The 23,128-nt window shown below is 43.6% G+C and carries 20 protein-coding genes and 1 pseudogene; 4 read left to right on the top strand and 17 right to left on the bottom strand.

The window, feature by feature from the left end:
• Positions 1 to 15: 15 nt before the first annotated feature.
• From I3252_RS13255 to nfsB, 9 genes are all read right to left on the bottom strand, one after another.
• Positions 16 to 612 carry a hypothetical protein gene (locus I3252_RS13255; RefSeq protein WP_238035571.1) on the bottom strand — a complete coding sequence of 199 codons (597 nt, stop codon included), beginning with the start codon at positions 610 to 612 and terminating at the stop codon, positions 16 to 18.
• Between the two features lie 231 nt (positions 613 to 843).
• Positions 844 to 1,365, bottom strand: coding sequence for a DUF308 domain-containing protein (locus I3252_RS13250; protein ID WP_238035570.1), 522 nt, complete (start codon positions 1,363 to 1,365; stop codon positions 844 to 846).
• A gap of 125 nt (positions 1,366 to 1,490) precedes the next feature.
• The gene (locus I3252_RS13245; protein WP_201554605.1) at positions 1,491 to 2,066 is read right to left on the bottom strand and encodes a GNAT family N-acetyltransferase; all 576 of its coding nucleotides are present in this window, start codon (positions 2,064 to 2,066) and stop codon (positions 1,491 to 1,493) included.
• A gap of 31 nt (positions 2,067 to 2,097) precedes the next feature.
• Positions 2,098 to 2,838 carry an NTP transferase domain-containing protein gene (locus I3252_RS13240; RefSeq protein ID WP_201554606.1) on the bottom strand — a complete coding sequence of 247 codons (741 nt, stop codon included), beginning with the start codon at positions 2,836 to 2,838 and terminating at the stop codon, positions 2,098 to 2,100.
• Positions 2,835 to 4,223 carry an XdhC/CoxI family protein gene (locus I3252_RS13235; protein ID WP_201554607.1) on the bottom strand — a complete coding sequence of 463 codons (1,389 nt, stop codon included), beginning with the start codon at positions 4,221 to 4,223 and terminating at the stop codon, positions 2,835 to 2,837. Before I3252_RS13235 ends, I3252_RS13240 begins: the two co-directional genes overlap by 4 nt.
• Positions 4,224 to 4,362: 139 nt before the next feature.
• Positions 4,363 to 6,810 (bottom strand): xanthine dehydrogenase family protein molybdopterin-binding subunit, encoded by a 2,448-nt coding sequence (locus I3252_RS13230; RefSeq protein WP_238035569.1) that lies wholly within the window; start codon positions 6,808 to 6,810, stop codon positions 4,363 to 4,365.
• Between the two features lie 2 nt (positions 6,811 to 6,812).
• Positions 6,813 to 7,805 carry a xanthine dehydrogenase family protein subunit M gene (locus I3252_RS13225; protein ID WP_198329409.1) on the bottom strand — a complete coding sequence of 331 codons (993 nt, stop codon included), beginning with the start codon at positions 7,803 to 7,805 and terminating at the stop codon, positions 6,813 to 6,815.
• Positions 7,802 to 8,449 carry a 2Fe-2S iron-sulfur cluster-binding protein gene (locus I3252_RS13220; RefSeq protein WP_238035568.1) on the bottom strand — a complete coding sequence of 216 codons (648 nt, stop codon included), beginning with the start codon at positions 8,447 to 8,449 and terminating at the stop codon, positions 7,802 to 7,804. Before I3252_RS13220 ends, I3252_RS13225 begins: the two co-directional genes overlap by 4 nt.
• 300 nt (positions 8,450 to 8,749) lie before the next feature.
• Positions 8,750 to 9,406 (bottom strand): oxygen-insensitive NAD(P)H nitroreductase, encoded by a 657-nt coding sequence (gene nfsB, locus I3252_RS13215; protein WP_238035567.1) that lies wholly within the window; start codon positions 9,404 to 9,406, stop codon positions 8,750 to 8,752.
• A gap of 312 nt (positions 9,407 to 9,718) precedes the next feature.
• Here nfsB and I3252_RS13210 point away from each other — a divergent pair, with 312 nt between their 5' ends.
• Both I3252_RS13210 and I3252_RS13205 read left to right on the top strand, forming a co-directional pair.
• The gene (locus I3252_RS13210; RefSeq protein WP_238035566.1) at positions 9,719 to 10,387 is read left to right on the top strand and encodes a DsbA family oxidoreductase; all 669 of its coding nucleotides are present in this window, start codon (positions 9,719 to 9,721) and stop codon (positions 10,385 to 10,387) included.
• A 57-nt stretch (positions 10,388 to 10,444) separates the two neighbouring features.
• Positions 10,445 to 11,173 (top strand): haloacid dehalogenase type II, encoded by a 729-nt coding sequence (locus I3252_RS13205; RefSeq protein WP_193008625.1) that lies wholly within the window; start codon positions 10,445 to 10,447, stop codon positions 11,171 to 11,173.
• A gap of 74 nt (positions 11,174 to 11,247) precedes the next feature.
• Here I3252_RS13205 and I3252_RS13200 read toward each other — a convergent pair whose 3' ends face one another.
• Complete coding sequence (locus I3252_RS13200; RefSeq protein WP_238035565.1) at positions 11,248 to 12,372, bottom strand: S-(hydroxymethyl)glutathione dehydrogenase/class III alcohol dehydrogenase; 1,125 nt, start codon at positions 12,370 to 12,372, stop codon at positions 11,248 to 11,250.
• Between the two features lie 188 nt (positions 12,373 to 12,560).
• Here I3252_RS13200 and I3252_RS13195 point away from each other — a divergent pair, with 188 nt between their 5' ends.
• Positions 12,561 to 13,454: a LysR family transcriptional regulator gene (locus I3252_RS13195; RefSeq protein WP_238035564.1), complete on the top strand. Its 894-nt coding sequence runs from the start codon at positions 12,561 to 12,563 to the stop codon at positions 13,452 to 13,454.
• 173 nt (positions 13,455 to 13,627) lie between these two features.
• Entirely contained in the window at positions 13,628 to 14,146 is a 519-nt protein-coding gene (locus tag I3252_RS13190; RefSeq protein ID WP_238035563.1) for a DUF302 domain-containing protein, read from the top strand.
• A gap of 227 nt (positions 14,147 to 14,373) precedes the next feature.
• Here I3252_RS13190 and I3252_RS13185 read toward each other — a convergent pair whose 3' ends face one another.
• The 7 genes and pseudogenes from I3252_RS13185 to I3252_RS13155 all read right to left on the bottom strand — a co-directional run.
• Positions 14,374 to 14,637 (bottom strand): DUF4031 domain-containing protein, encoded by a 264-nt coding sequence (locus I3252_RS13185; RefSeq protein ID WP_238035562.1) that lies wholly within the window; start codon positions 14,635 to 14,637, stop codon positions 14,374 to 14,376.
• Between the two features lie 67 nt (positions 14,638 to 14,704).
• On the bottom strand, positions 14,705 to 16,978 hold the full coding sequence (locus tag I3252_RS13180; RefSeq protein WP_238035561.1) for a DUF3488 and transglutaminase-like domain-containing protein: 2,274 nt from the start codon (positions 16,976 to 16,978) through the stop codon (positions 14,705 to 14,707).
• The gene (locus tag I3252_RS13175) at positions 16,975 to 18,036 is read right to left on the bottom strand and encodes a DUF58 domain-containing protein (protein ID WP_109589525.1); all 1,062 of its coding nucleotides are present in this window, start codon (positions 18,034 to 18,036) and stop codon (positions 16,975 to 16,977) included. The genes I3252_RS13180 and I3252_RS13175 overlap by 4 nt, the downstream gene beginning before the upstream one ends.
• Before the next feature lie 147 nt (positions 18,037 to 18,183).
• Positions 18,184 to 19,212: an AAA family ATPase gene (locus I3252_RS13170; RefSeq protein WP_238035559.1), complete on the bottom strand. Its 1,029-nt coding sequence runs from the start codon at positions 19,210 to 19,212 to the stop codon at positions 18,184 to 18,186.
• Positions 19,213 to 19,430: 218 nt separating this feature from the next.
• The gene (locus I3252_RS13165) at positions 19,431 to 19,895 is read right to left on the bottom strand and encodes a c-type cytochrome (RefSeq protein ID WP_045444348.1); all 465 of its coding nucleotides are present in this window, start codon (positions 19,893 to 19,895) and stop codon (positions 19,431 to 19,433) included.
• Between the two features lie 289 nt (positions 19,896 to 20,184).
• Positions 20,185 to 22,272: a GGDEF domain-containing phosphodiesterase gene (locus I3252_RS13160; protein ID WP_238035557.1), complete on the bottom strand. Its 2,088-nt coding sequence runs from the start codon at positions 22,270 to 22,272 to the stop codon at positions 20,185 to 20,187.
• A gap of 353 nt (positions 22,273 to 22,625) precedes the next feature.
• Positions 22,626 to 23,128, bottom strand: a pseudogene (locus tag I3252_RS13155) (hypothetical protein); the annotation flags it as partial.

The following is a 23,128-nucleotide window of genomic DNA, read 5'->3' as shown; positions in this document are numbered from 1 at the left end:
GCCATTTCGCTTGTTTTAAAACGATTGTATCTTATTTAAAAAGAACTGACTATACTCTGTTGATATAGAACCAATTTTATTATTATAAATATCCTCTAATGATTCGATATCTTGCTTTAAACTGATAGTCTTTTTTTCACTTTCAGTCAAAATCGTTTTGAGATCCTCGTAATGAGTGCTTTGATTCTGAAACACTTTTTTCATTTCTTTCTTTAATGATTCAAAATCTTGCATATCATTTGTGGTCTCTAGACGCTCATCATCTGATAAAGGGAACATCAATAAAGCTGAATTTTCTATCATTTTTTGAAGGTTTTTTGCATTAACTCCTAGCTTATTTTTAAATGTCTTGACTTCTTGGTTTTCAGATGAAGAAACTGCATTGGCAAGTAATATACTCCAAAGACAGATCGCTTGCGCAGCTTCAGCTACCTGATTAGCACTATTTTCGTTTATAGCAGTTATATAATTTTTATGAGAACTACTAAACATTTTTATAGCTTGTCTAACCTCGCTAGATACTGGTTCGTTGCCAAGTTCATCTTGTAACTTATTGGCTAATGTAACTAATGTTCTTACACCGTTATCGATTTCTAGTATAATTTTTTCCATAGCACTTCCAATCTATACACATAAATCGATAATTATATATCAGTTTGAGTATACGAAATTCAATTAGTTTAACTAGGTAAATAATTACTTAAGCAAACTGCCACCTTGAATTGCCGTTTAAAGGTCACTTTTTAACATTTTCGTGGGATAGCTAAGAGGTTATTGATATTAATAAACAAACAAAAAAGACGCTGTAAATAGCGTCTTTTTTGTTTGTTGCTATAACTAAGCTTATATATTGCGCACCACAATTGATGGTATACGTGAATACATAATTAATGATATGCCGTTAGATATCAACTCGACGGCTAACAGTATGCCAAGAATATACGTCGCTGACTGCGGATAACTGGTAAATATCATGATAGCCAATATAATCGAGAGCAGACCTGAGAGTAATATTGGGACAAAAGCCACTGTCCGCCGGAGACCGAAAGCAACAACAACTCTAACTATACCTGTTACCATAAATAAAATAGCAATTACCATGGTCAAGGTTAATATTCCTTGCAACGGATCTTGTAATAACTCAATACCAATCAATACACCAAGTACCCCGCCGATGGCCGCCAGCACTTTTCCAGTGGTACTATGTGCTCGAAACAAGGCAATAAACTGTAAAACACCCACTAAAAGGAAGATAAAACCTGCTAACTGCTCAGCGGCCAATGTGGCGCTAAGAGGATTAAAAAATGCAAAGATACCGCCAAGAATACTAATGATGCCAATGACTAACCATAATCTACGATTCATAAGACGACCTTATTTTACATTTAATAGAAAATAAATTATATCGCAAACCTTACCTTATGTTGTATAACGGTAGTAATATCTTCGAGTAGTCCTGTTAATATTAGAGTGTGGGCATTGATTTGTGGTCACAAGCCTGCTAACTGATTGTTCCACTGTTGCCGCGTCATGTTATACAGTACATGCTCAGCCAGCCGATGGTTAGGGTCAAGGGCTGGATGGTAGAAGTTGGCTCGGGTATTCATCATGCCAAGGCGCTCCATAACCAATTGCGAGCGTTCATTAATAACCGCTGTGAATGACACAACCTCATCGAGCGACAGCTCAGTAAAAGCAAAATTCAGCGCCGCACGCGCCGCCTCGGTAGCATAGCCCTGTCCCCAATAATCTTTATGTAGTCGCCATGCAATCTCGACAGCCGGGGCAAAAGACATATCTGCGTGGGTATCATTCAAGCCAACAAAACCGATAAAAGCCCCATGCTCTTTTGATCTATCTTTTAAACTGACGGCCCAAAGCCCCCAGCCTTGATTAGCAATAAGCTGCTGGCATTTACTAGCGATGATGTCACTTACTTTAGGCGTTAATAACTTGGGGAAATATTTCATTACTTCAGGATCAGCATTTATTTCAGCAAAAACAGCAAAGTCACTTGCTTGCCATTGTCTAAGGTAAAGACGTTCTGTTTCTATCACATTTATCATTTTTATCACTTATGGATTGACACTGTTAATACTATTTATCCAGCCAGCCTTTTTGCTTAGCATGAGCAAGTTGCTCAGGAGTATCGATATCATAGCTCAGTTGATTATTAACAACGGTACTTATCTGACTGGGCTTCAATTCTCTAATTAAATAACGCAGCCCTTTATCGCCTACCAGCAATGCTTGCCACTCTCTGAGTAAATCACAATCAATCGTTAAAGGTAGTCCGATAATATTGTGCTTCAATGCAGTGGCAGTAGACGTTTCATTTAAATTCATATTATTTGAATACTGCCAGCTACTATAAGCACTTGCCACTACAGACCGCTTATCTGCCAGCAGTTTTGCCAAATGCTGCTCATCGAGTAGAACTTGATCAATACCCATAATGACGACGCGCTCGATTAATGAGCTTGTTAACTGCGTGACCGCCTCAATAGCCAAATTCAAACTATACGCCATCCCTATTTCAGGCGTGGGATTTACGACCATTTGAATCATAGAGTACTGAAAAGCCAATTCATTCATCGCACTGGCTATTAATGGTTGATTATCAGGAATGACTATAATAATTACTTGTGGTTTTGTAGAAAGTGCGAGTTTGGTCATGAAGCAAATTAAGGGTTCGCCATCTTTACACAGTAACTGTTTTGCTTGACCTAAACGCAGGCTCAGTCCACTGGCCAAAATAATGACCGCATGGTTTGGTGGCTTTGATAGATTTATTGGCTTTAGTTGCATAGATGCTAAAATAGATGCGTCGCGGCTCATGATAAACTTATCGATGCACGAGCACTTGTAGCAGTCATCTCTATAGAATCAATATGCGTAGAAAATAGCGTTGTAAAGTTAGTATTTGAAAGATGAGTGTCTGAGTTCTCTGCTGGCGGCAGCTGGTTATGGACGACCGCATTGACTTGTGCCATGATACCCAGTGCTAAGGCTTCAGGTCCATCTCCGCCCAGCTTATAACCAATCGGATAATGCAGTTTTTTGATACCTAGGTTTAAACTGGCAGGATTTGTAAACCTTGTACTAATTTCTTCGATTAAGCGCTCGGTACGGTAGCGTGGTCCTAGTTGTCCAAGATATTTATAGTGATTAGCATGCTCTAATAATACGCCAAGGCGAGCACGGTCTTGGCTGAGACTATGCGACATCAAAGCAACGGCAGCATTTTTACTTAGTTTTAGTAAAGTGTCACTATCATTTAACGCCAGTACCATCACTCTATCTGCCTGAGGAAAACGCCGCTGCGTGGCATATTGCGCTCGACTGTCTACCACTGTCACATGCCAATCTTGCAGCTTTGCCATCGTAACTAGCGGCATCACATCATTACCAGCGCCACAAATCAGCAAACATATCTGTGGTTGTAGGCGCTGAATCAGCCATTCTGTGGTTAAATCGTCATTGTCATCTTTTACAATGACGTACTCAGCATTTTTATGGAGAAGTTTATATTCGGATAAACTTTCAACTGCATGGATAACTGTGCTTGAAGCATTAGATATCACTTTATCTGAATTATTAGCGTCGATAACGGTGAGTTTTCCTGACTTGATATAATTATCTAGGTTAAGACGCACACCAATTTGAAGTTCGGAGTTTGGATTATTTTGGTTATTAAAATGGATTGTAGAGCGAATTAAAGTTGCTACCGTTACTGGCTGCTGAGACTGACGAACCTGACTGATGACATTTAACAAAGACATTGCCGTTGCCAGCCTTTCAAACAACACGTGTACGCGCCCATTACAGCCTAATCCAAAATTTAACTCGTCCAAATCAATATCTTGTTCATCGTAGTTATTGTCTGTGCCCTTATTATCACTGCCTCTATCAAAGTCAAAACCCTCTTCTGATACGCTTGCTGGCACATTACCATTTTCAGCATACTCAATATCATCGCCTGTTTGATAGACTTGCACGTTTGCACCTTGACGCGTGAGCCAAAAAGCACGTTTAATAATATGTGGCTCCAAACAGCCGCCGCTAATCATCCCAACCGAACGACCATCTTCACAGATGAGCATCATCGCGCCTGCGCGGCGATAGGCTGACCCTTCGGTACGCACGACGGTTGCTAATACCGCGTCAACCTGTTGTTGCTGAGCCTCGCGTGCCAGCTTAAGAATATCAGCAATTTGATTCATAATGTCTCTTATATACTAGCTATTATTGATGTCTATATACGGTCTATATCTATCCTAGTCCACTAATAAAACCAGTTTATAAAACCCGCTAACGACTACAATTAGCGGGTTTATATTGTCCATCTATTTGACTAAAAACCTACTCTGGTAGTTCATAAAGTAATTTGTCGAGGGTAATAGGAAAGTCATAAACTCGTACACCCACGGCGTTGTAAACGGCATTAGCAATAGCAGCGGCAGCACCAGCAATCGCCGTTTCCCCAATACCTTTTATGTGCATTGGATTGGTATACGGATCGTCCTCTTCTACCAAGATAACATCAAGCTGAGGGACATCCGCATTGACTGGGACATGGTATTCTGCAAGATTATGATTACATAGCCGACCGTCACGCTTATCGTGAATCACCTGCTCCATCAATGCCGAACCAATACCAAATACCATGCCGCCATAGCACTGCGAGGTCGCGGTTTTGTGATTGAGGATACGCCCTGCTGCAAAGGCACCAGTCATACGTTTAACGCGTATTTCACCAGTGACTCGGTGTACAGCGACCTCGGCAAAATTAGCACCAAATGACGCTTGGCGATGACTTTTTGCATTTTTACCCGGTGCAATTTGACCTTTGGCACTGAGTTTTTGGTCATCATATTGAGCGACGATATCGGCTAATGAATGAGTCTGGAAATTACTAAAGTCATATTCTTTCGATTCAGTTAGTGAGATTCCTGTTATTTCAGCTAATTTGTCTTTTAAATCAGAGACTTTATCTACGATATTATCGCCCAAACCTGCTACTTTTTGTTTTCCTGCTTCTATAACGGTTTCTACCAAGTTAGCATCATGCTCACCTATCTGCTTAATTTGACCGTTATCCAGCTGAATGGTATCAGGGTATAGACCGACTTTTTCTGCGGTCATTTCACGTAGCTGCTGACAAGCAAGGTAAATACTACTGCCTGAACTGGCAGCGCCCATACTGCCCCCTGAGCCTACCGCAGGTGGCAAACTGGTATCACCAAGTTTCATTTCAATATGATCTATTGGTAGCCCTAATAAATCTGCAGCAACCTGAGTAAATACGGTATAAGAACCTGTACCGATATCGGTCATGTCTGTCTCAATCACAGCTTTGACGCCTAGTGCTTTTGAGTTATCTATTTGCAGGGTCGCCCGTGCTTCTGATGGCGCTAAGCTGTTGCCGCGAGCTGCCGCTGCCATACCCATACCCATCCACCAATCACCTTCTAAGCGACTGGCAGGCTTAGCATTGCGTTGATTCCAGCCAAACTGTTCAGCTGCTTGATCGATACAAGCGATGAGCTTACGCGTGGAAAACGGGACACCTTTACTAGGATCTTGCTCAGGCTCATTACGACGGCGCAGCTCGACAGGGTCTAGGTTGAGTTGCTCTGCCAATTCATCCATCGCACACTCAAGGGCAATCTGCCCCACTGCTTCACCGGGGGCACGCATTGAGCCTGACAATACTTGGTTCATATCTACTTGCTGATAATTAACTCGGCGATTGTCACCGCGATACAGATAATGCGTAGAGAGCGCTGCTGGCTCAAAAAAGGCTTCTCCTGGCAAATTACTAGAGACCGTCTCATGAATCATGGTGTCAATAATACCATCTTCACTACAGCCAATTGCGATGCGTTGACGCGTGTTCGAGCGTCTAATCGTTGCCTCCATTACTTGCGGACGGGTCATAGTGATTAACACGGGACGACCCAATTCTTTTGCGGCGAGTGCGGCGGCTATCGATTCTGGAGAAATCCCAAGCTTGCTACCAAACCCCCCACCGACATAACGAGCGATTAATTGTACATTTTCTGGATCCAAGTCTAACGCATCAACGATTTGCTTTTTGCACGAAGAAAGCATTTGATTAGAGGAGTACATAATAAGCTTCTCACCTTCCCAGTGAGCAAGCGTTGCATGTGGCTCCATCGCTGCGCTGTTTTGACTTGGCGTATGATAAAAGCGGTCAAGGGTTACCGCAGCATCAGCGAGGCTTTGTTCTGGATTACCCTTTTCTGAGTTTTTATCCGAACCTTTTTTTTCATTAACATCATGAACATTTAGCAGCTCTGTCGTAAAGTTTAATGCCGCCTGCTCAGTCTCATCCTCATAAGTCACTTTGAGCGCTTTTGCACCTTCTGTCGCCGCCTCAAACGTCTCAGCGATGACGACCGCGATCGGCTGACCATGATAAAAAATCTCACTGACGCCTTGCTTAGGTGATTTGGTTGCACCGCCCTGTTGTGCATTGCGCAAAAAATGCTCAGGATCAGTAACTACTTTAATAATGTTGGGAATACCCTCTAAAGAGCTGCTATCAATTTTCTTAACGCGCCCTTTGGCAATCGTTGCGCTCACCAAAACACCATAGGCTTGATTGTCTAAATGAATCTCTGCCGTATAAGGTGCTTGACCACTGACCTTGAGTGATCCCTCAACTCGGTTAATGGGCTTACCCACCAATTTGCTCGCTGTTTTATCAAAAAGCGACTCAACTGGCCCATTCATCATCATTTTTTTGGTCGGTTCTGCTGGCAATATTGAATCCAATAATGACATGATTATGCTCCCTTGCCCGCTAATGCGCGTTGAATAACTTGTTTGAGTAGACGACGAGTCAGCGGTATTTTAAAATCATTTTGACCACTACCTTTAGCCTCTTTTAATAATAAGTCCGCTGCTTGTTTGATGACATTTTCATTGCCATCAGTACCCGTCAGCAATGCCTCAACGGCTTCGTTGCGCCATGGCTCAGTACCAATACCGCCGAATGCTAGGCGCACTGTGCCCAAAAGCCCATTATCAGTCACGTCTATGATCGCGGCACAAGACACTAAGGCAAAAGCATAGGACGCGCGATCACGCACTTTGTCATAAGTGTGCATACCGCTGGCAGGCGCTGGCAACACCACATGAGTGATAAGCTCACCAGACTCTAAAACGTTTTCGATATGCGGAGTGTCTTTTGGTAGACAATAAAAGTCTTTGATTGCAATTGTACGCGTTGAACCATCCCTTTTTAACGTCTCAATAGTGGCATCTAATAAGCGCATCGCGACGGCCATATCAGACGGATGCTGGGCAATACAGGACTCGCTAGTACCTAAAATTGCCAAGGTACGATTTTCACCATTGATAGCTGGACAACCAGAACCTGGGTTGCGTTTATTGCAGGCGCTGTCTGTCTGATAAAAATAATAACAACGCGTACGCTGTAATAAATTGCCACCAGTCGTCGCTCTATTACGCAACTGTCCCGTCGCACCTGCCAAGATCGCCCGTGATAGCACTGGGTAATTGGCAATGACCTCAGGATGCGCGGCCAAATCGCTATTGGTCACTAGCGTACCGATGCGCAGGCCACCATCTGTAGTCTTCTCAATTTGAGCTAATGCTAAGCGAGTGATATCCACCAGCTTAATTGGCGTTTCAATCTCTAACTTCATCAAGTCTAAAAGGTTGGTACCCCCTGCGATAAATGAGGCGTCTTTTACACTAGCAGATTGGGCTGCCTGCTCTGGCGCGGTAGCACGGCTATACTCGAAACGTTTCATGAGCGATCTCCTAACCTGCTAATTGCCGTCTTATTCTTCATAGATTGACTACCTAGCTGCGCTTCACTAGGTGGTGGCGACCAAATACCCGTCACCTCTGATTTTTGTACTGCGTCAGTTTTAGATGAGTCATTCATTTCACTTTCTAGTACTTGTGAGATGGCCTTAATAATATTGGGATAAGCAGAACAGCGGCAAATATTGCCACTCATACGCTCAGCGATTTCTTGCACCAGCAATCCATCAGGATTTTGCAAATCTGTAGTGACATGACTGGGCCAGTTTTGTTTAATCTCATCGATGAGCGCTGTTGCTGAACAAATCTGCCCAGGGGTACAGTAACCACATTGAAACGCATCATTATCTTTAAAGGCTTGTTGTAACTCCGATAATGATTCGGGCATGCCAATACCTTCAATCGTGGTAATGTCATCACCATCGTGCATAACTGCCAAGGTCAAACAAGCATTGACCCGACGCCCATTGATAAGTATGGTACAAGCGCCGCATTGACCATGGTCACAGCCTTTTTTAGGTCCCGTAATTTTGAGGTGCTGACGACAGACATCGAGTAAGGTCGTACGCAGATCAAGATTGTCGAGCTGATAATCTTGCTTATTAATGGTTAAGTTCAAGGTAGACATGCTGGCTTCTCGCTGGCAGATAATCAAAAAAAATAGGGTTAAACGCTCCTTAAAAGTCGCGCCAATCGATTTATTATGACTTATTAGAAATGTCGATTTGTTTTTACTTTGTAGTTATTACAGTGTAGTTTTTAATCTATGAAAATTTTGCTTCTCACTATTCTATCTCGCTTATTCACTATCAATTTTATAAATGAAACTCAAAAACTCATTTTATTAGCAAAAAAAATAGCGCTATAAACAGGTCGTTTATAACGCTATTTGAGTTCAATATAGTCAGTTAAAAATACCAGTCGGGCATTACGCTTTAGTAATTATGCTCGCTTCACTCAATCGAGATTTTGGCAAATCTGCATTAAAATCATCTTCGCTACGATAACCAAGTGAGATAACGGCAACGGCTGTGTAGCCTTTGCTACGTAGCTCAAACTCTTCATCGAGTGCCTTTAGATCAGCACCTTCCATCGGTACGGCATCAATGCCTAAAGTAGCAGCACCCAGCAATAATGCGCCCATATTTAGGTACACTTGCTCGACCAGCCAATGCGGCTCGTCTTTTTGCTCATAACGACGAATGTCCAAAAACATTTTGCGCACTTGATGCATTTGCTCTTTGAATTTTGGTTCTGCGAAGCGACCATCCGTATCTTCTTTATCCAATACTTCATGCAAAAACTCATCATTAGCATAGATACGACTACAGAAAATGATGACGTGGGAGGCATCTTTCACCTTTGCCGTGTTGAAATCAAACATCCCTTGCGTACCTTTTGCGATACGTGCCTTGCCAGCCTCATCATCAGCGATTACAAAATGCCAAGGCTGAATATTAGTGCTTGATGGGCTAAGTCGTAGGATATCCTTTAAACTTTGAAAGTCTGCTGCTGATATTTTTTTATTGGCGTCAAACTCTTTGGTGCTGTAACGCCAGTTCATGGCTTCAGTGATATTTTTCATTTATGACTCCAAGATTTTAGTACCGCCACTTTAAGCAAAAACCCGTTTGATGACCGTTACAGATTGGTTAAGTAGTCACCTATTTTGTTATTAAGTCACTTATGCGTCAGTACATCGCTGAGTTATTTGAGCCGCCATTTGAACAATTATTTAAGCAGATACTTATTAGACAGAGACTCATTAAACAATAACTTAGACGATATTGTAAGTGTTCCCTCATTCTCTTAGCATTGGTTAATTAGCATTGATTTATAAGGCGGTCGACCACAGACAGCTTATATAAAAAATAAATACTGAATTAGGCAGATAGATATGGAACATTCAAAGCAGTTATCCTCAGAGCAGCCACTACGCATAGATATCGTCTCAGACGTTGTTTGTCCTTGGTGCGTCATTGGTTACCGCCAGCTGGCAGAAGCCCTCAAGCAAACCAACACCGAACACGAGATTCACTGGCATCCGTTTGAGCTTAATCCAAATATGCCAAGCGCAGGACAAAATATGCGTGAACATATTATGGAGAAATATGGTTCGAGCAAGCAAGAATCTGATGCTAGCCGTGCTCGATTAATGGAAGCGGGTAATGAGGTTGGCTTTACGTTTAATTTTAACGATGACACGCGTATGCACAACACGTTCAACTTGCATCAATTGCTGCACTGGACAGATCAGAAAGGTCGCATGCATGACTTAAAGCAGGCGTTATTCATCGCTCATTTTACCAATGGTCGCAATATTTCTGACAATGCCGTGCTTGCTGATATCGCCGCAGAGATTGGACTAGATCGTGATGAGGCACTAGCTGTGTTAGCAGACCAAAGGTTCGCTAAAGAGGTGCTCGCAGAAGAGCAACATTGGCAACAACAAGGCATTCAAAGCGTGCCAGCGGTAATTTTTAATAAGCGTCATCTGGTTAGTGGTGCGCAAGGCGTTGAGAATTTCAAAAATATCTTGCAGCAGCTGTCTAACATGCCAGACTAGTTTTCCTAACAAGATTTTTTGGCAAGATTTCGTTTGCTATTTCTAAAAGAATCCCTTATGTCCTCTGATAAATCCCTTCCTATTATCGTGTTTGATGTCAATGAGACGCTACTCGACATTACCACGCTTGAGCCATTATTTACCCGATTGTTTGATGACAGGCAGATGCTAAGAGAATGGTTTGCCCAATTGGTGCTATATTCACAAACCATGACGTTGTCAGGACTTTATACGCCTTTTGGTGAGCTTGGCGTCAGTGCCTTACAGATGACCTCTGATATTCATAACGTCAGGCTGATAGATAGCGATGTCGACGAATTAAAAGAGCGTATGAGCAAAATGCCTGCTCATCCTGATGTAATACCAGCATTAACAAAACTACGTGAGGCAGGATTTCGCCTAGTGACATTGACTAACTCAGCAAGTGGCGCGTCTCCTACGCCACTTGAAAAAGCAGATATCAGCCATTTCTTTGAACAGCACTTTAGTGTTGAGCAGGTTGCAAAGTTCAAGCCTGCGCCTGAAACCTACCAAATGGTCGCTAAGGAGCTGTCTGTTGAGTTGTCAGATTTATGCCTAGTCGCTTGTCATCTTTGGGATACGATTGGCGCTCAAGCGGCTGGCTGCCAAGGGGCGTTTCTCACGCGACCGCACAATGCTTTACTATCAGCGCCAAACCTTCCAGTACCTGACTTTATGGCAGCAGATCTAACCACGCTTGCCGAACAGATAATTTTTTCCACTAAAAAACAATTACCAATACCAAAAAAATGCCGCCCTATATAAGGACGGCATTTTTGGTTTAGCATACTGCTACTTTATAAGGCTAAATCTATAATCACTATTATTAATAATGATTTTTAAAAATGAATAACCGTACGGATACTCTCGCCTTTATGCATCAAATCAAACGCTTCGTTGATATCCTCTAATGGCATGGTATGGGTAATGAAATCTTGTAGTGGAATCTCACCAGCCAAATAACGCTCAACATAACCTGGTAATTCACTGCGACCTTTTACGCCGCCGAATGCTGAACCGCGCCAGACGCGACCAGTCACTAATTGGAATGGGCGAGTAGAGATTTCTTGTCCAGCACCAGCGACACCGATGATGACCGACTCGCCCCACCCTTTATGGCAGCACTCGAGCGCTGAACGCATGACATCGACGTTACCGATACACTCAAATGAATAATCGACGCCGCCATCGGTCAATTCAACGATGACTTCTTGAATTGGCTTGTCGTAGTCTTTTGGATTGATGCAGTCGGTTGCGCCAAGCTTTTTAGCCAGCTCAAATTTGCTCTCGTTAATATCAATAGCAATGATACGACTGGCTTTTGCCATTGCCGCACCGATGACCGCTGATAGACCAATACCGCCGAGACCAAAGATAGCAACGGTCGCACCCTCTTCAACTTTTGCGGTATTCATCACTGCGCCCATACCCGTGGTGACACCGCAACCCAATAAGCAGACTTCTTCTAGTGGGGCTTCTTTATTTACTTTCGCCAAAGAAATCTCAGGCAACACCGTATATTCAGAGAAGGTTGAGCAGCCCATATAATGATAAATTGGCTCACCATCTTTATAAAAACGTGTGGTGCCGTCTGGCATTAAGCCTTTACCTTGGGTTTCGCGTACCGCTGAGCATAGATTGGTTTTGCCTGACGTACACATTTTACAGACGCCACATTCTGCGGTGTATAACGGAATGACATGATCGCCAACTTGCACACTGGTGACGCCTTCGCCGATTTGCTCAACGATACCGCCACCTTCATGACCTAAAATCGCTGGGAATACGCCTTCTGGGTCTTCACCAGATAAAGTGAAAGCGTCAGTATGACAGACGCCGCTTGCCACGATTTTTACCAATACTTCGCCTTTACGGGGCAGCATGACATCCACTTCTTCGATAGATAGTGGCTCATTCGGGCCCCAAGCAACGGCGGCTTTTGATTTAATAAATTTATCTGACATAACATACTCTCTTCTAATTAGTTTTATCATTGATTAAACGCAGACCAATTCAGCTTATCTTGCTTGTTGAATTGAGGCAAGCGGCAGTTGTAGCTGTCTGTAAAGCTTTATACTGGCTATTATAGTTTTTTCTATAGCGATAACAATGTGCTATATTTGCAAATATCTTTTACACAGTAGTAATAATCATGCGCTGGGATGGTATTAGCGAATTTGTTTATGTAGCAGATTACGAAAGCTTTACGCGCGCGGCAAAAGAACTGGGGATTTCAACCGCGCAAGTCAGTCGACAGATAAGCGCGTTAGAGAAGCGACTGAATATTAAACTGCTTTATCGCACGACGCGTAAAGTATCGCTGACTGAAGAAGGTCGCGTGTTTTATCAGCATTGCCGCGGTGTGCTCGATGGCTTGGATGCAGCTGAGCAAGCGGTGAGCAACTTACAATCAAAGCCGCAAGGTAGGATTAAACTGACCGCTCCTGTCACGTATGGCGAGCAGCAATTATTGCCACTGGTCAATGATTTCATGATGCAATATCGCGATATCGAAGTGACGGCTTTTTTGAGCAATCAGAAAATCGACTTGGTCGAGGGCGGCTATGATTTGGCGATCCGTATTGGCAAGTTAAGCGACTCAACCATGATGGCAAAAAAGCTCAGCCGTCGTACCAATTTCGTCTGTGCCGCGCCTGCTTATCTCGAAAAATACGGCATACCACATTCTTTGAGCGATCTGAGTCAGCATAACTGCTTACTTGGCACGCGTGACTATTGGCACTTTATAGAAGATGGCAAAATAGATTCTGGAAAAAATGCTGATAAAGAAAAAAACCTGCGCGTGTCTGGCAGTGTCCAATATAACAGCGGTCACAGTCTAGTCGATGCGGCGTTAAAAGGTCTGGGTATCGTGCAGCTACCTGATTATTATGTGCAAAAATACTTAGCATCAGGTGAGCTGGTCAGCTTATTGAATAACTATCGAGAGCCTGAAGAAAGTATCTGGGCCATCTATCCGCACAACCGTCATTTATCGCCAAAGATTAGACTGCTCGTCGATTATCTAGCAGAGCATTTGGTTTAGCTATGCGTTTTGGCTTAGGCATTCTTTAAGGTGTGTTGCAATGCGAGGCTTTACTATGCACGGTTTATTACGCACAATGCTACTAAGCACAAGGAATATTATGGTTCACACTAAATATTCGATGTTGTCAGCCATCATTCGCTGAATAAACAATGACAATAAAAGGACTTTTTATGCTTAAAATTATCTCTATCGCTGCCCTAGCTTTGGCCGTATCCTCTTGCGCCAGTGTTGAAAATATTTTAAACGCGCCAGATAAGATGCCATCAACGCCAAAAACGATGACTGCTATCGATGCCGAAAAAGGCTTGGTTACGCTGCAAAGCAATCGTTCCGTGCAAGATACTGCTGATAAACTGGCGGCAATTATTGAAAGCAAAGGTATGAAAGTATTTGCACGCGTCGATCATCAGAAAAACGCCCAAGGTGTCAATTTAACATTAAGACCGACGCAGGTCATTATGTTTGGTAATCCGAAAGCGGGTACGCCATTGATGAATTGTGAGCAAAGCGTCGCTATCGACTTGCCGCAAAAAATCCTCATCAGTGAAGATGCTGATAAAAAGGTCTGGTTGTCTTACAACAATCCCGAATACCTAAAGAGTCGTCACAATATCAAAGGTTGTGATACTGAAATAGCTAATATCGCAAAAGCCCTTGATAGCGTTAGTAAAGCAGCAGTTGCAAAGTAATACCAAACCCAAAAAATACGATTAACGACGTCAGTTTTGCTTGTTCCGCTCGCCTAGTCCACTAGATGTAGTCCTTGCACTCGTTTTCCTTGCTACTCTAATTTTTTGAGAGGGTATAAGCGTTGGGTGAAAACCTAAAGATATAAAAAGGTGGGATGCAAAAGCACTCCCACCTTTTACTTGCTCTTTAAAAGATTAACTTATTAACAATCCTCAGACCGTGCTATTTACTCATGCAACTCTATTTTTAACTTCTTTGCACATTCGATAATCTTTTTTCGACCAGCAGGAATAGCGCCATATTGAATCGCCGTTTCTCGCATTTGCACCGTGACGTCATAGTGCGGATAGCTGGCGTTTCGATGGAATAAACGCTTATCCACTTCAATTAGTGCGGCAAATTCATGCAGCTCTTGCAAGCTATCTGCCAGCATATGGCACCACTTATAACCTTTAAATTCTATCTGCATAAAATCTACGTATATCGCCATAGAGCCGCCTCCTTTATTATCTTTAATCTCTTACCATGTGCTAAACAACGCTTTCACAAAATAGCCATCAAAATAATTCACTCGCATCTTTCTTTAGCTGTTTGAGTACAGTTTGATATTCGCTATTACTGATTTCAAGTGTGCTTAGACGCCCATAACGGAGCTGTCGATAGTCCTGCCTCATTTGCATAATTTTTGCTTGGACAATATCTGAATGACCGCTATCTGTTAAATGGGTATCAACACCACCTTCGGAATTTGAATCAATAGCCATTGCCACACGCTGAAGCCAAGCCAACTGACCTTCGCTCTCTTGACGAGTAAGCGCTTTATCACTTTTGCCAATACGTTTTGATAGCTGTGCAAGCGGCTGGTCTGCTGGATGCCAGCGCTTGCGGCGGCGTTGCCAAATGATAAAGACCACAATAGCCATGACGGTAATAGCACTAACTGCCAACCAAATAATTTGTTGCATGATTGAACGGATATTAAACCATTTGAGTAGCGAGTCAGCTTGCTTATCCTGATCGTAACCGACGACGTCTTTTTGCCAATAATAGCTTGCTTGGTCGGACAGACGGCGTAAGGTTTGTAGCATTTGATATTGCTGATAGCTGATTTGTGCGCTAGCGCCATCGCCGAACATTGCCGCTCCTTGTGCCTGCGTCAGCGCATCCATCCCTTGCTCGACACGCTCAGGCGCGACAAAAGCCGTCGGATCGACACGTACCCAGCCTTGACCCTCAAGCCAAACCTCCGTCCAAGCGTGCGCATCCTTTTGCCGCACCTCCCACACATTACCACCGCGGCTCAGCTCACCACCTTGATAGCCAGCGACGACGCGCGCGGGTATGCCAGCGGCGCGCAGCATAAAGGTGAAGCTGGAAGAATAGTGCTCACAAAACCCAGCTTTGGTCTCAAATAAAAACTCGTCAATACGGTTATTACTCAGCCGTGGCGGTGATAACGTATAACGAAATTCTGTTTGATTAATCCAGCGTTCAATAGCCGCCATATAGCGCACTGGATCTGATCCTGATTGCGCAAATAACTGCTGAGCCAGTGCTCTTGCTTGCGGATTTCCGTCGGCTGGCAAGGCAAGATTCAGACGTCGCAACTCATCCGAAAGAACAAGGTCAATACGCATCGGTGCAAATTGCAATACTTCATAACGTAACTGCTGAGTGACGGGCTGATCTTTTAATAAGGTAAAGTTTGAAGTAATACTGACATCTTGGCGCTGGGCAAAAGGATAATCAAGTCCAAATAGCCAGTTTTGCTGCGTCGGCTCTAGGATAATTTCATAGCTGGTAGGCGCAACCTTTACTTCATCAGGGACAGTTGCAAAGGCATTCTCAATCCAATATGGCATTTGCGGTGCAGGTCGCCATTGTCGTTGCTGAGGGCTAGGACGCCATGTAATACCGTCAAAGTCGCTAAACACCAAACCACGCCAATATAACTGCTGTTGCGGCGGGCGATTATCCGCAAACTCTACCCGAAACGCCAGCTCAGTAGATTGTCCTAAATTGGCAAAATCCCCGGGTGACATACTGTCGGATACGCCAGTGGTTGCTTGCTGACCTGATAGCTGTACTGACCATAGTGGTGGCAAGCGCGGGAAGAACAAAAATAGCACGACTAACAATGGTAACGCCCCGATACCCAACACACCTAAAGTACGCAAGCGACCATCACCGCGAGTGTTGCCGTCATCATTAAGCGCAATAAATGCCAATAAAATGATAACTGCACCAACAATCACTTCCAAAGTCGTAACAAGACCTTGATCCATCAAAAACAGCGCAGCAAGAACAAACAGTGATAAATTTAGGACCACATAAGCATCACGCCGTTTATACATCTCCCACAGCTTGCTGATGAGACAGAGCACTAAAAACGCCACGCCCATATCCAGTCCAAACGCTGTATTGTAAGTCAGCCATAGACCTGCCAGTCCCAATAAAAAGCCGAGCATTTGCATGCCTTGATAGACACGTTTTAAATGCGCTGTTTTTTTAAACTTAGCTTTTATAGACGGCAGCTGTGCGGCGATGCTGACCACCGCAAAACCTATCAACCAAAACGGCAGATGCGCCGCATGAGGTAAAATAACGGTAATTTGAGCAATTAGCACCCAATAATAAGCAGGCAAGGCGAATAGCTTACGAGTCCATTTTGCAGCGCTATCCTGTATAGCACGATCAGTGACGTTTTGACCCAGTGCCAACTGCTCAAAGCTTGTGGGACTTGTTTCAGGAAAACCTATAAATGTGTTTTCAGCGTCATTTGTAGGGAGTTTTTTTGAGTTGCTCCTATTTGAGTTGCTCCTATTAGTCATTGTGCTTTCGCCAACCTTAGCAAGCACGCTTGTGCAAAACTGTCGCCTTCACCCATTGGTGCAGTAGAATGAATGTCATTGGGTAAGCGCATATGAAATGTCACGCCCAGCTCACCTAATTTCATCGCCCCATACGCCAGTTGTGCCAGTTTTTGCTCATGATGTGCTGCTGGCATATCCGCATAATCTAACGTTTGCTCATGACCGACTGGATCAGCAAAGTGCTTGGTCAACATGCCTTGACCACGTGCTACATGTCCCCACGACACCCGTGCCAGCGACTCGCCTTCAACGTAGTTATCTAGCCGCTCAAAATCATCTTGACCTTGCCGATATTGCCCACCTGTTGGCAAATCCTCCTGACTGGCAACGGCATACTGCGCTTGCCAATCAAACACTTCAGGTTTTGGATAGACCCAAGCAGTACGGGCAAAATAAACATAGGACCACGCCCTCATGATACCTAACGGATAAACCGTTTTTATTTTTAAGCGTGGTAATTCAAACTGCCCACGATTCTGCGTCAGTACTGGCAAGCGAATAATTTGCTCGCCTTGCAGTCGTGTCACAAGTATCGACTGTTTATTATCAGCGCTATGTTTGATTTTTTTATGGGCTTTTTTATCTGTTTTATTATTAGGCTTGCTACTAGCCTTGTCATCAGTCTGCTCAAAGCTAAATAACAACTGTCGTCTTGGTTGACGGCTCTCACTACGCAACTGCAAAGTCACCCAAACAGGCGCGCCCGCTTCTGCCATAGTCACTTCAAGCAAACGTACTTGCAGACCTGAAATGTGCGCAAAGGTTACATGAAAGCTGATAAGCCAGACGCTGACCAAATAAAAACATAAACCTAATACCAAGTTATTGCCATAGTTAATGCCAGCGATAAAGGTGATGATTAATAACACTGCATATAGCACCCCTTCACGGCTAAAAAAGATATAGACGTTACGCAAATTGAGGGTGGCGCTATCGCTTTTAGGCGCACGCGAGGCAAACCAACGGCTTAATGCTGAAGTGGCTGGTACGGTTAAGGCTTTTGGCAAAAAGCTCATGACTACCCTATCCTTACCATAAAATTGATACTCTCATTCACAATTGGTGATAGTTTTAAAACAAATACACTATGAAACAACAAGCAGCTGAAAAATAAATACTCAGATAATAGTGATTGAAGTAACAACTATTTAAATAACCATCATTTAACTGATAACAGCCACTTCTGCCAATATACGTTGTGCGATGGTCTGTGTCGCCTGCCCACCAGTCACATGCGCTGGGACAAAGCGCTGACCGAGACGATGATCTGTGACCGCGGCAAACACCGCTTGGATGTCCTCAGGTGTCACTTCCATATGCCCCGATACATACGCATAAGCCTGCGCGGCACGCTGTAGCGACAATACTCCACGCGGTGATAAGCCATGATACTCGGAGCTTGCTCGTGTCTTTGCGACCAATCGCTGCAGATAATCCAAGACCACATCCGCGACATAAACGTGTTTAACACCTTGCTGTGCTAACAACACCGCCTCAGTATCAAGCAGCGCATCTAAATTTTTTAGTAGCTCGCGGCGATCCTGACCTTTTAATAGCTCGCGCTCTGCGGTAGGCGACGGATAACCAAGCGACAAGCATAGTAAGAATCTATCTAGCTGCGATTCAGGAAGCGGATAGACACCTGCTTGCTGCAAAGGATTTTGGGTTGCAATGACAAAAAATGGCTGCGGCAAAGGATAGGTTTGCCCATCTTGGGTGACTTGCCGTTCTTCCATCGCTTCTAGTAACGCGCTTTGCGTCTTAGGGCTAGAGCGATTAATCTCATCAGCGAGTAGCAGCTGAGTAAAAATAGGACCTGCTCGAAACTCAAATTGCTGTTTCTTTTGATCATAAATGCTCATGCCTAAGATGTCTGCTGGCAGCATATCATTGGTGAACTGTACACGGCTAAAGCTCAAGCCTAATAATTGCGCCAAGCCTTGCGCCAACGTCGTCTTGCCCATACCCGGCAGATCTTGCAGTAACAGATGTCCACCTGCCAAAATACCACTCAGCGCAAGCTTAACCACTTGCGGCTTATCTAACACAATATGATTTAACTGCGCCATAAGTTGGGCAATTTTTTGCTGATTGTGACGACAGTCGGCAGCGCTAAAGGTCGACTTATGAATCACCTCTGCTGCTGATTGATGTGGTGTTGTAATGGCTCTATCGATGGCTGCGTGGGTCATAGTCAATTATTGGCTCATTTCTTATGGGATTAGTGTTTCTAGGGCGTGTTCTTATTTTAAAAATGGTGATAAAAATGAGATAAATGGCAGCCAAACAAGGAAAATAGCACTGATAATATTAAGATATTAACCAACTGTTTGACGTGGTTTGGCAAAATTCAACCATCTTTAGCCCATTTAGTCGCTTTCGTTTAGCTTGAGGACACGCCATAGATTGTCTATTGCTTTGAGTCATCTTCAGTTATCGGCGCGGCGGCACGAAGCGTTGACAGATAAGCGATGACATCTGCGCGTTCTTGCGCATCGGGCATCGGGTTTGATAGCATTTTTGAGTCTAGCATGGCTTTTTCTGCATCCGCAATATAAGGGTCGAGCGTTTGCGCATCCCATACCCAACCTGATGTTTTTAGCCCGTCACTATAGGTGTAATCTTCCAGCTCAGCGGCGGGCGCACCGTATATATTCATCAGCTGCGGACCTTTTTTGTTGAGCCCCGCATTCAGCTGATGACATTGACCACAAGCGTCTTGGTAAATGATCGCGCCGTTATCAGCATCACCTTCCGTATAGAGCGGCAATGTCACAGCAGCACGATGATCCGGTGGCGTACTTTCTCCGCAAGCGCTGAGCAATAAAACAGCAGCAAATATACTGCTTATTTGATATTTATTAATGATGGGCATTTTCGGCAATCTTTGGTTAAGGAATGTCAGCTATAGGTGAACAATATAGATAATAAGGTAGGGTCAAACACATGCAAAGTGGAACCCTCTTCACATCTAAACAGCTGCTTTTAAAAACATAACGTTATTTATTGGGGCATATCGAGCCAATAAACAACGCTTATAGGACAGTTTGAGTAAGGCTTTTGTAATGTATGACGATAAAGAATTTATGGACTATTAAGCCGTGTAGAATATTCCATAAATAGGCACTGTTGATAGTTACATATCAAACGCACTCTCAATGACTTTAGGTCGCAACCTTTATCGTACTGCTGGGTTCTTCTAAATAATAGCCTTGTAAATAGCGCGCGCCCACGCTCCAAGCAACGGACATGGTCGCCGCATCTTCAATATAAGGCATCAATACGTCCACATTGACTTCATTAGTACGCATAATAAGTGATTTGACAGTTTCTAAATTGTCTGCTGAGTCAATGCCATCCACATAGCTGCGTGCTAAACGCACCATATCTGGCTGCACAAAACTGACAATCTCTATGGATTTGGCAGAAGAACCGAAGTTATTGATGCCCATCTGACAGCTGACTTGACTAAGGGCGGCAAACTGTGTTTTTGCCACTGTAAGATGGTCTGAGACGTCTTTTTCGTTGAACTGCAAGGTGAGCACACCAGCTGCACCGCCCACCGCTTTTATAAGCTGACTGGCAACACTAGGCAGTTTTTTGTCTATCAATGAGGCACTAGTCAATTGCACTAGCAATCTGGCTTCAGGATGTGTTTTACGTACCTCATTGACCTTTTTACAGGCATTGATGAGCACCCAACGATCTATTTTTTCGAGCAATTTATGCGTCTTGGCGACTGCCATAAATTGATCAGGTGTCAATATCGTATTGTCCGCATCCGCCAATGGCAACCGCAGATATACTTCAAAAAAGTCGCTTCGGTCATTGTTAATATCATATATTGGCTGGAATGACAGCTCAAAACGGCTATTGGCAATGGCATCAACTAAAGATTCGGCAAGCGCATGATCATCACTATTGGCATGCTCGCTTGGATCATATAAATGATAGGTGCCACCATGATTAGAGGTCTCTATCATAATCTGATTGATAGCATCCATCGCACGTTCGAGCACGATACTTGGCTTTGCTGTATTGGTTTCGATTTTGACAATACCAATACTGACAGTCGTACTCGTCGTACGCTTATCTACTTCAATGAGCATATCACTGATACGTGAACCAATTTGCTTAGCCAGTGTTTCAAGCTCTGTGGTGCTCTTGTCCTCGACCAGTATGGTAAAGGCGGTATCACTAAAACGACTCACATGCCCGTCTGATATCAGCTCATCTAATGCATAGGCGACTTGCTTGACGGTCGCATCTACCCCTTGCAAACCTAGACTGCTTCTTATTTTACCGACATTATCGAGTTGAATATACAAAAGCCCAGCTGTGAGTACACCTTGACGTGCTTGCTGGTACACGATTGCCATTTGTTCTTCAAAACCGCGGCGGTTGTTGATTCCTGTCAGGCTATCTTTACATTCAGCGGCCGCCAAACGCTTAGCGACTTCCGCACTGTTATTATGGTTTTGTTGGATAATAACCTGCGTCACTGGCTCGCCATCTAAGGTCGCGGCTGCCAATTGTAGCTTTGCTTCAAAAGTACTGCCATCCATCCGCTTACTTTCAAAATTGAACTCGACTTCTTGGCGGCTACCTTTATCAAATTGACGTAAAAACTGTTTGAAACCCTTAACGTTATCACCGCCTGCAATCAGGTCAACAACAGGCACGCCTATGGCATCATTCATTGACTCAAAACCAAAAAGCTGAAGATAAGGGTCATTGGCAAAAATATGGATACCCTGATCAATATAGGCGACCGCACTTTTAGAGTTTTTAATCAATACGTTGGCGCGTTGCTCTGCTTCAGAGAGAACATGGCGCAACGTTCTAAGCTCACGACGACTGCGTAAATTATCATGCTGTAGGCAGATAGACATCACTACTGCCATCTCTTGGTCTACTTTGAGCGATTTGACCATCGTGCCGCTAATAATATCAGGTAACCCCTCATCGTTATTGGCGGACGCTACCATCTCTTCATTGAATAGGCAGATCATAGGCAAATCAATACTTTGCTCTTGAACGACGCCCACCACATCGGTGAAACTCATATCATAAGCATTGCCAAACACCAAGACATCCCACGGTTGTCGAAGTGACTTTAACAGCTCCTCTTTATCGTCCAAAAACCCTAAATTGATGGTGTCATAATAGCAACCTAGTAAGTGTACAAGACGCTCAGCGTAGAGCTGATCGTCATCAATGACTAAGAGGTTTAAGATGGACTGAGTACGCATAAGAAGCCTTTTGGATCTTGTGATCTTATTTTTATGTTTGATACCCTACACCTTTTCCAAGCATTAACCCAGCAAGGAAAATACTATCAGGGATAGGCTTAGCGGTTTTTAGTAGATTGGCATCGTCTTTCGAATCAAGGCGACATCTTGGCGAAGCAAAAACATCGTATAAACGAACATAACTGTATCAATCATTATAGACAATAACTTGACTGATTGCAGACTAACTTATCATCATTATTCAGTACATTTATTCACTGCTATTATCGAATAAAAAATTCAATAAAGTAACCTTTAAGCCAGCATTTATTGACATTACTATTTGACAACTTTTCCATAGACGCTCAAACAAACTATAGCTGCACCACCTCATACTGGCTGAACTCATCCGTAATCAGCAACCTCTGCCCCAAACGTAAAGGGGTTTGTTTGCTATTAATACGCATAATGACTCTATCATCGGTCTGAAAGTAAGAAGTCGGTACAATCAAAGTACCAGTGGTTTGTAGTCGCTCATCTCTACCAAGGATAAATGCTGGCACAAAATGGCGACTACGCGTTTCTCTACCTTCTAAACGCAAGCCACAAGCCACTAGCTGATGTCCGAGTACTTGCCACTCGATCTCTGGGTTTTTGCTATCAAAATCAAGCCAGCGCGCCACGCCCATCGACCAATCAGGCGGCGTGATTGTATCAGATCGACAGACTAAAAAAAGGCTCATCATATGTAATGCTGGCGGTGCAGTCGTCGCAGATGCATTCTCATCACCCACTATGTTAAGACTGTCTTTATGAACACTTTCTTTATGAACACTTTCTTTATGAACACTTTCTTTATGAACACTTTCTTTATGAA

The sequence above is a fragment of the Psychrobacter sp. Ps4 genome, assembly GCF_022129285.1.
GTDB classification, from domain to species: Bacteria; Pseudomonadota; Gammaproteobacteria; order Pseudomonadales; family Moraxellaceae; genus Psychrobacter; species Psychrobacter immobilis_A.
Note: the sequence above shows the minus strand (reverse complement) of the source record. Positions and strands in the feature narration are given on the sequence as shown.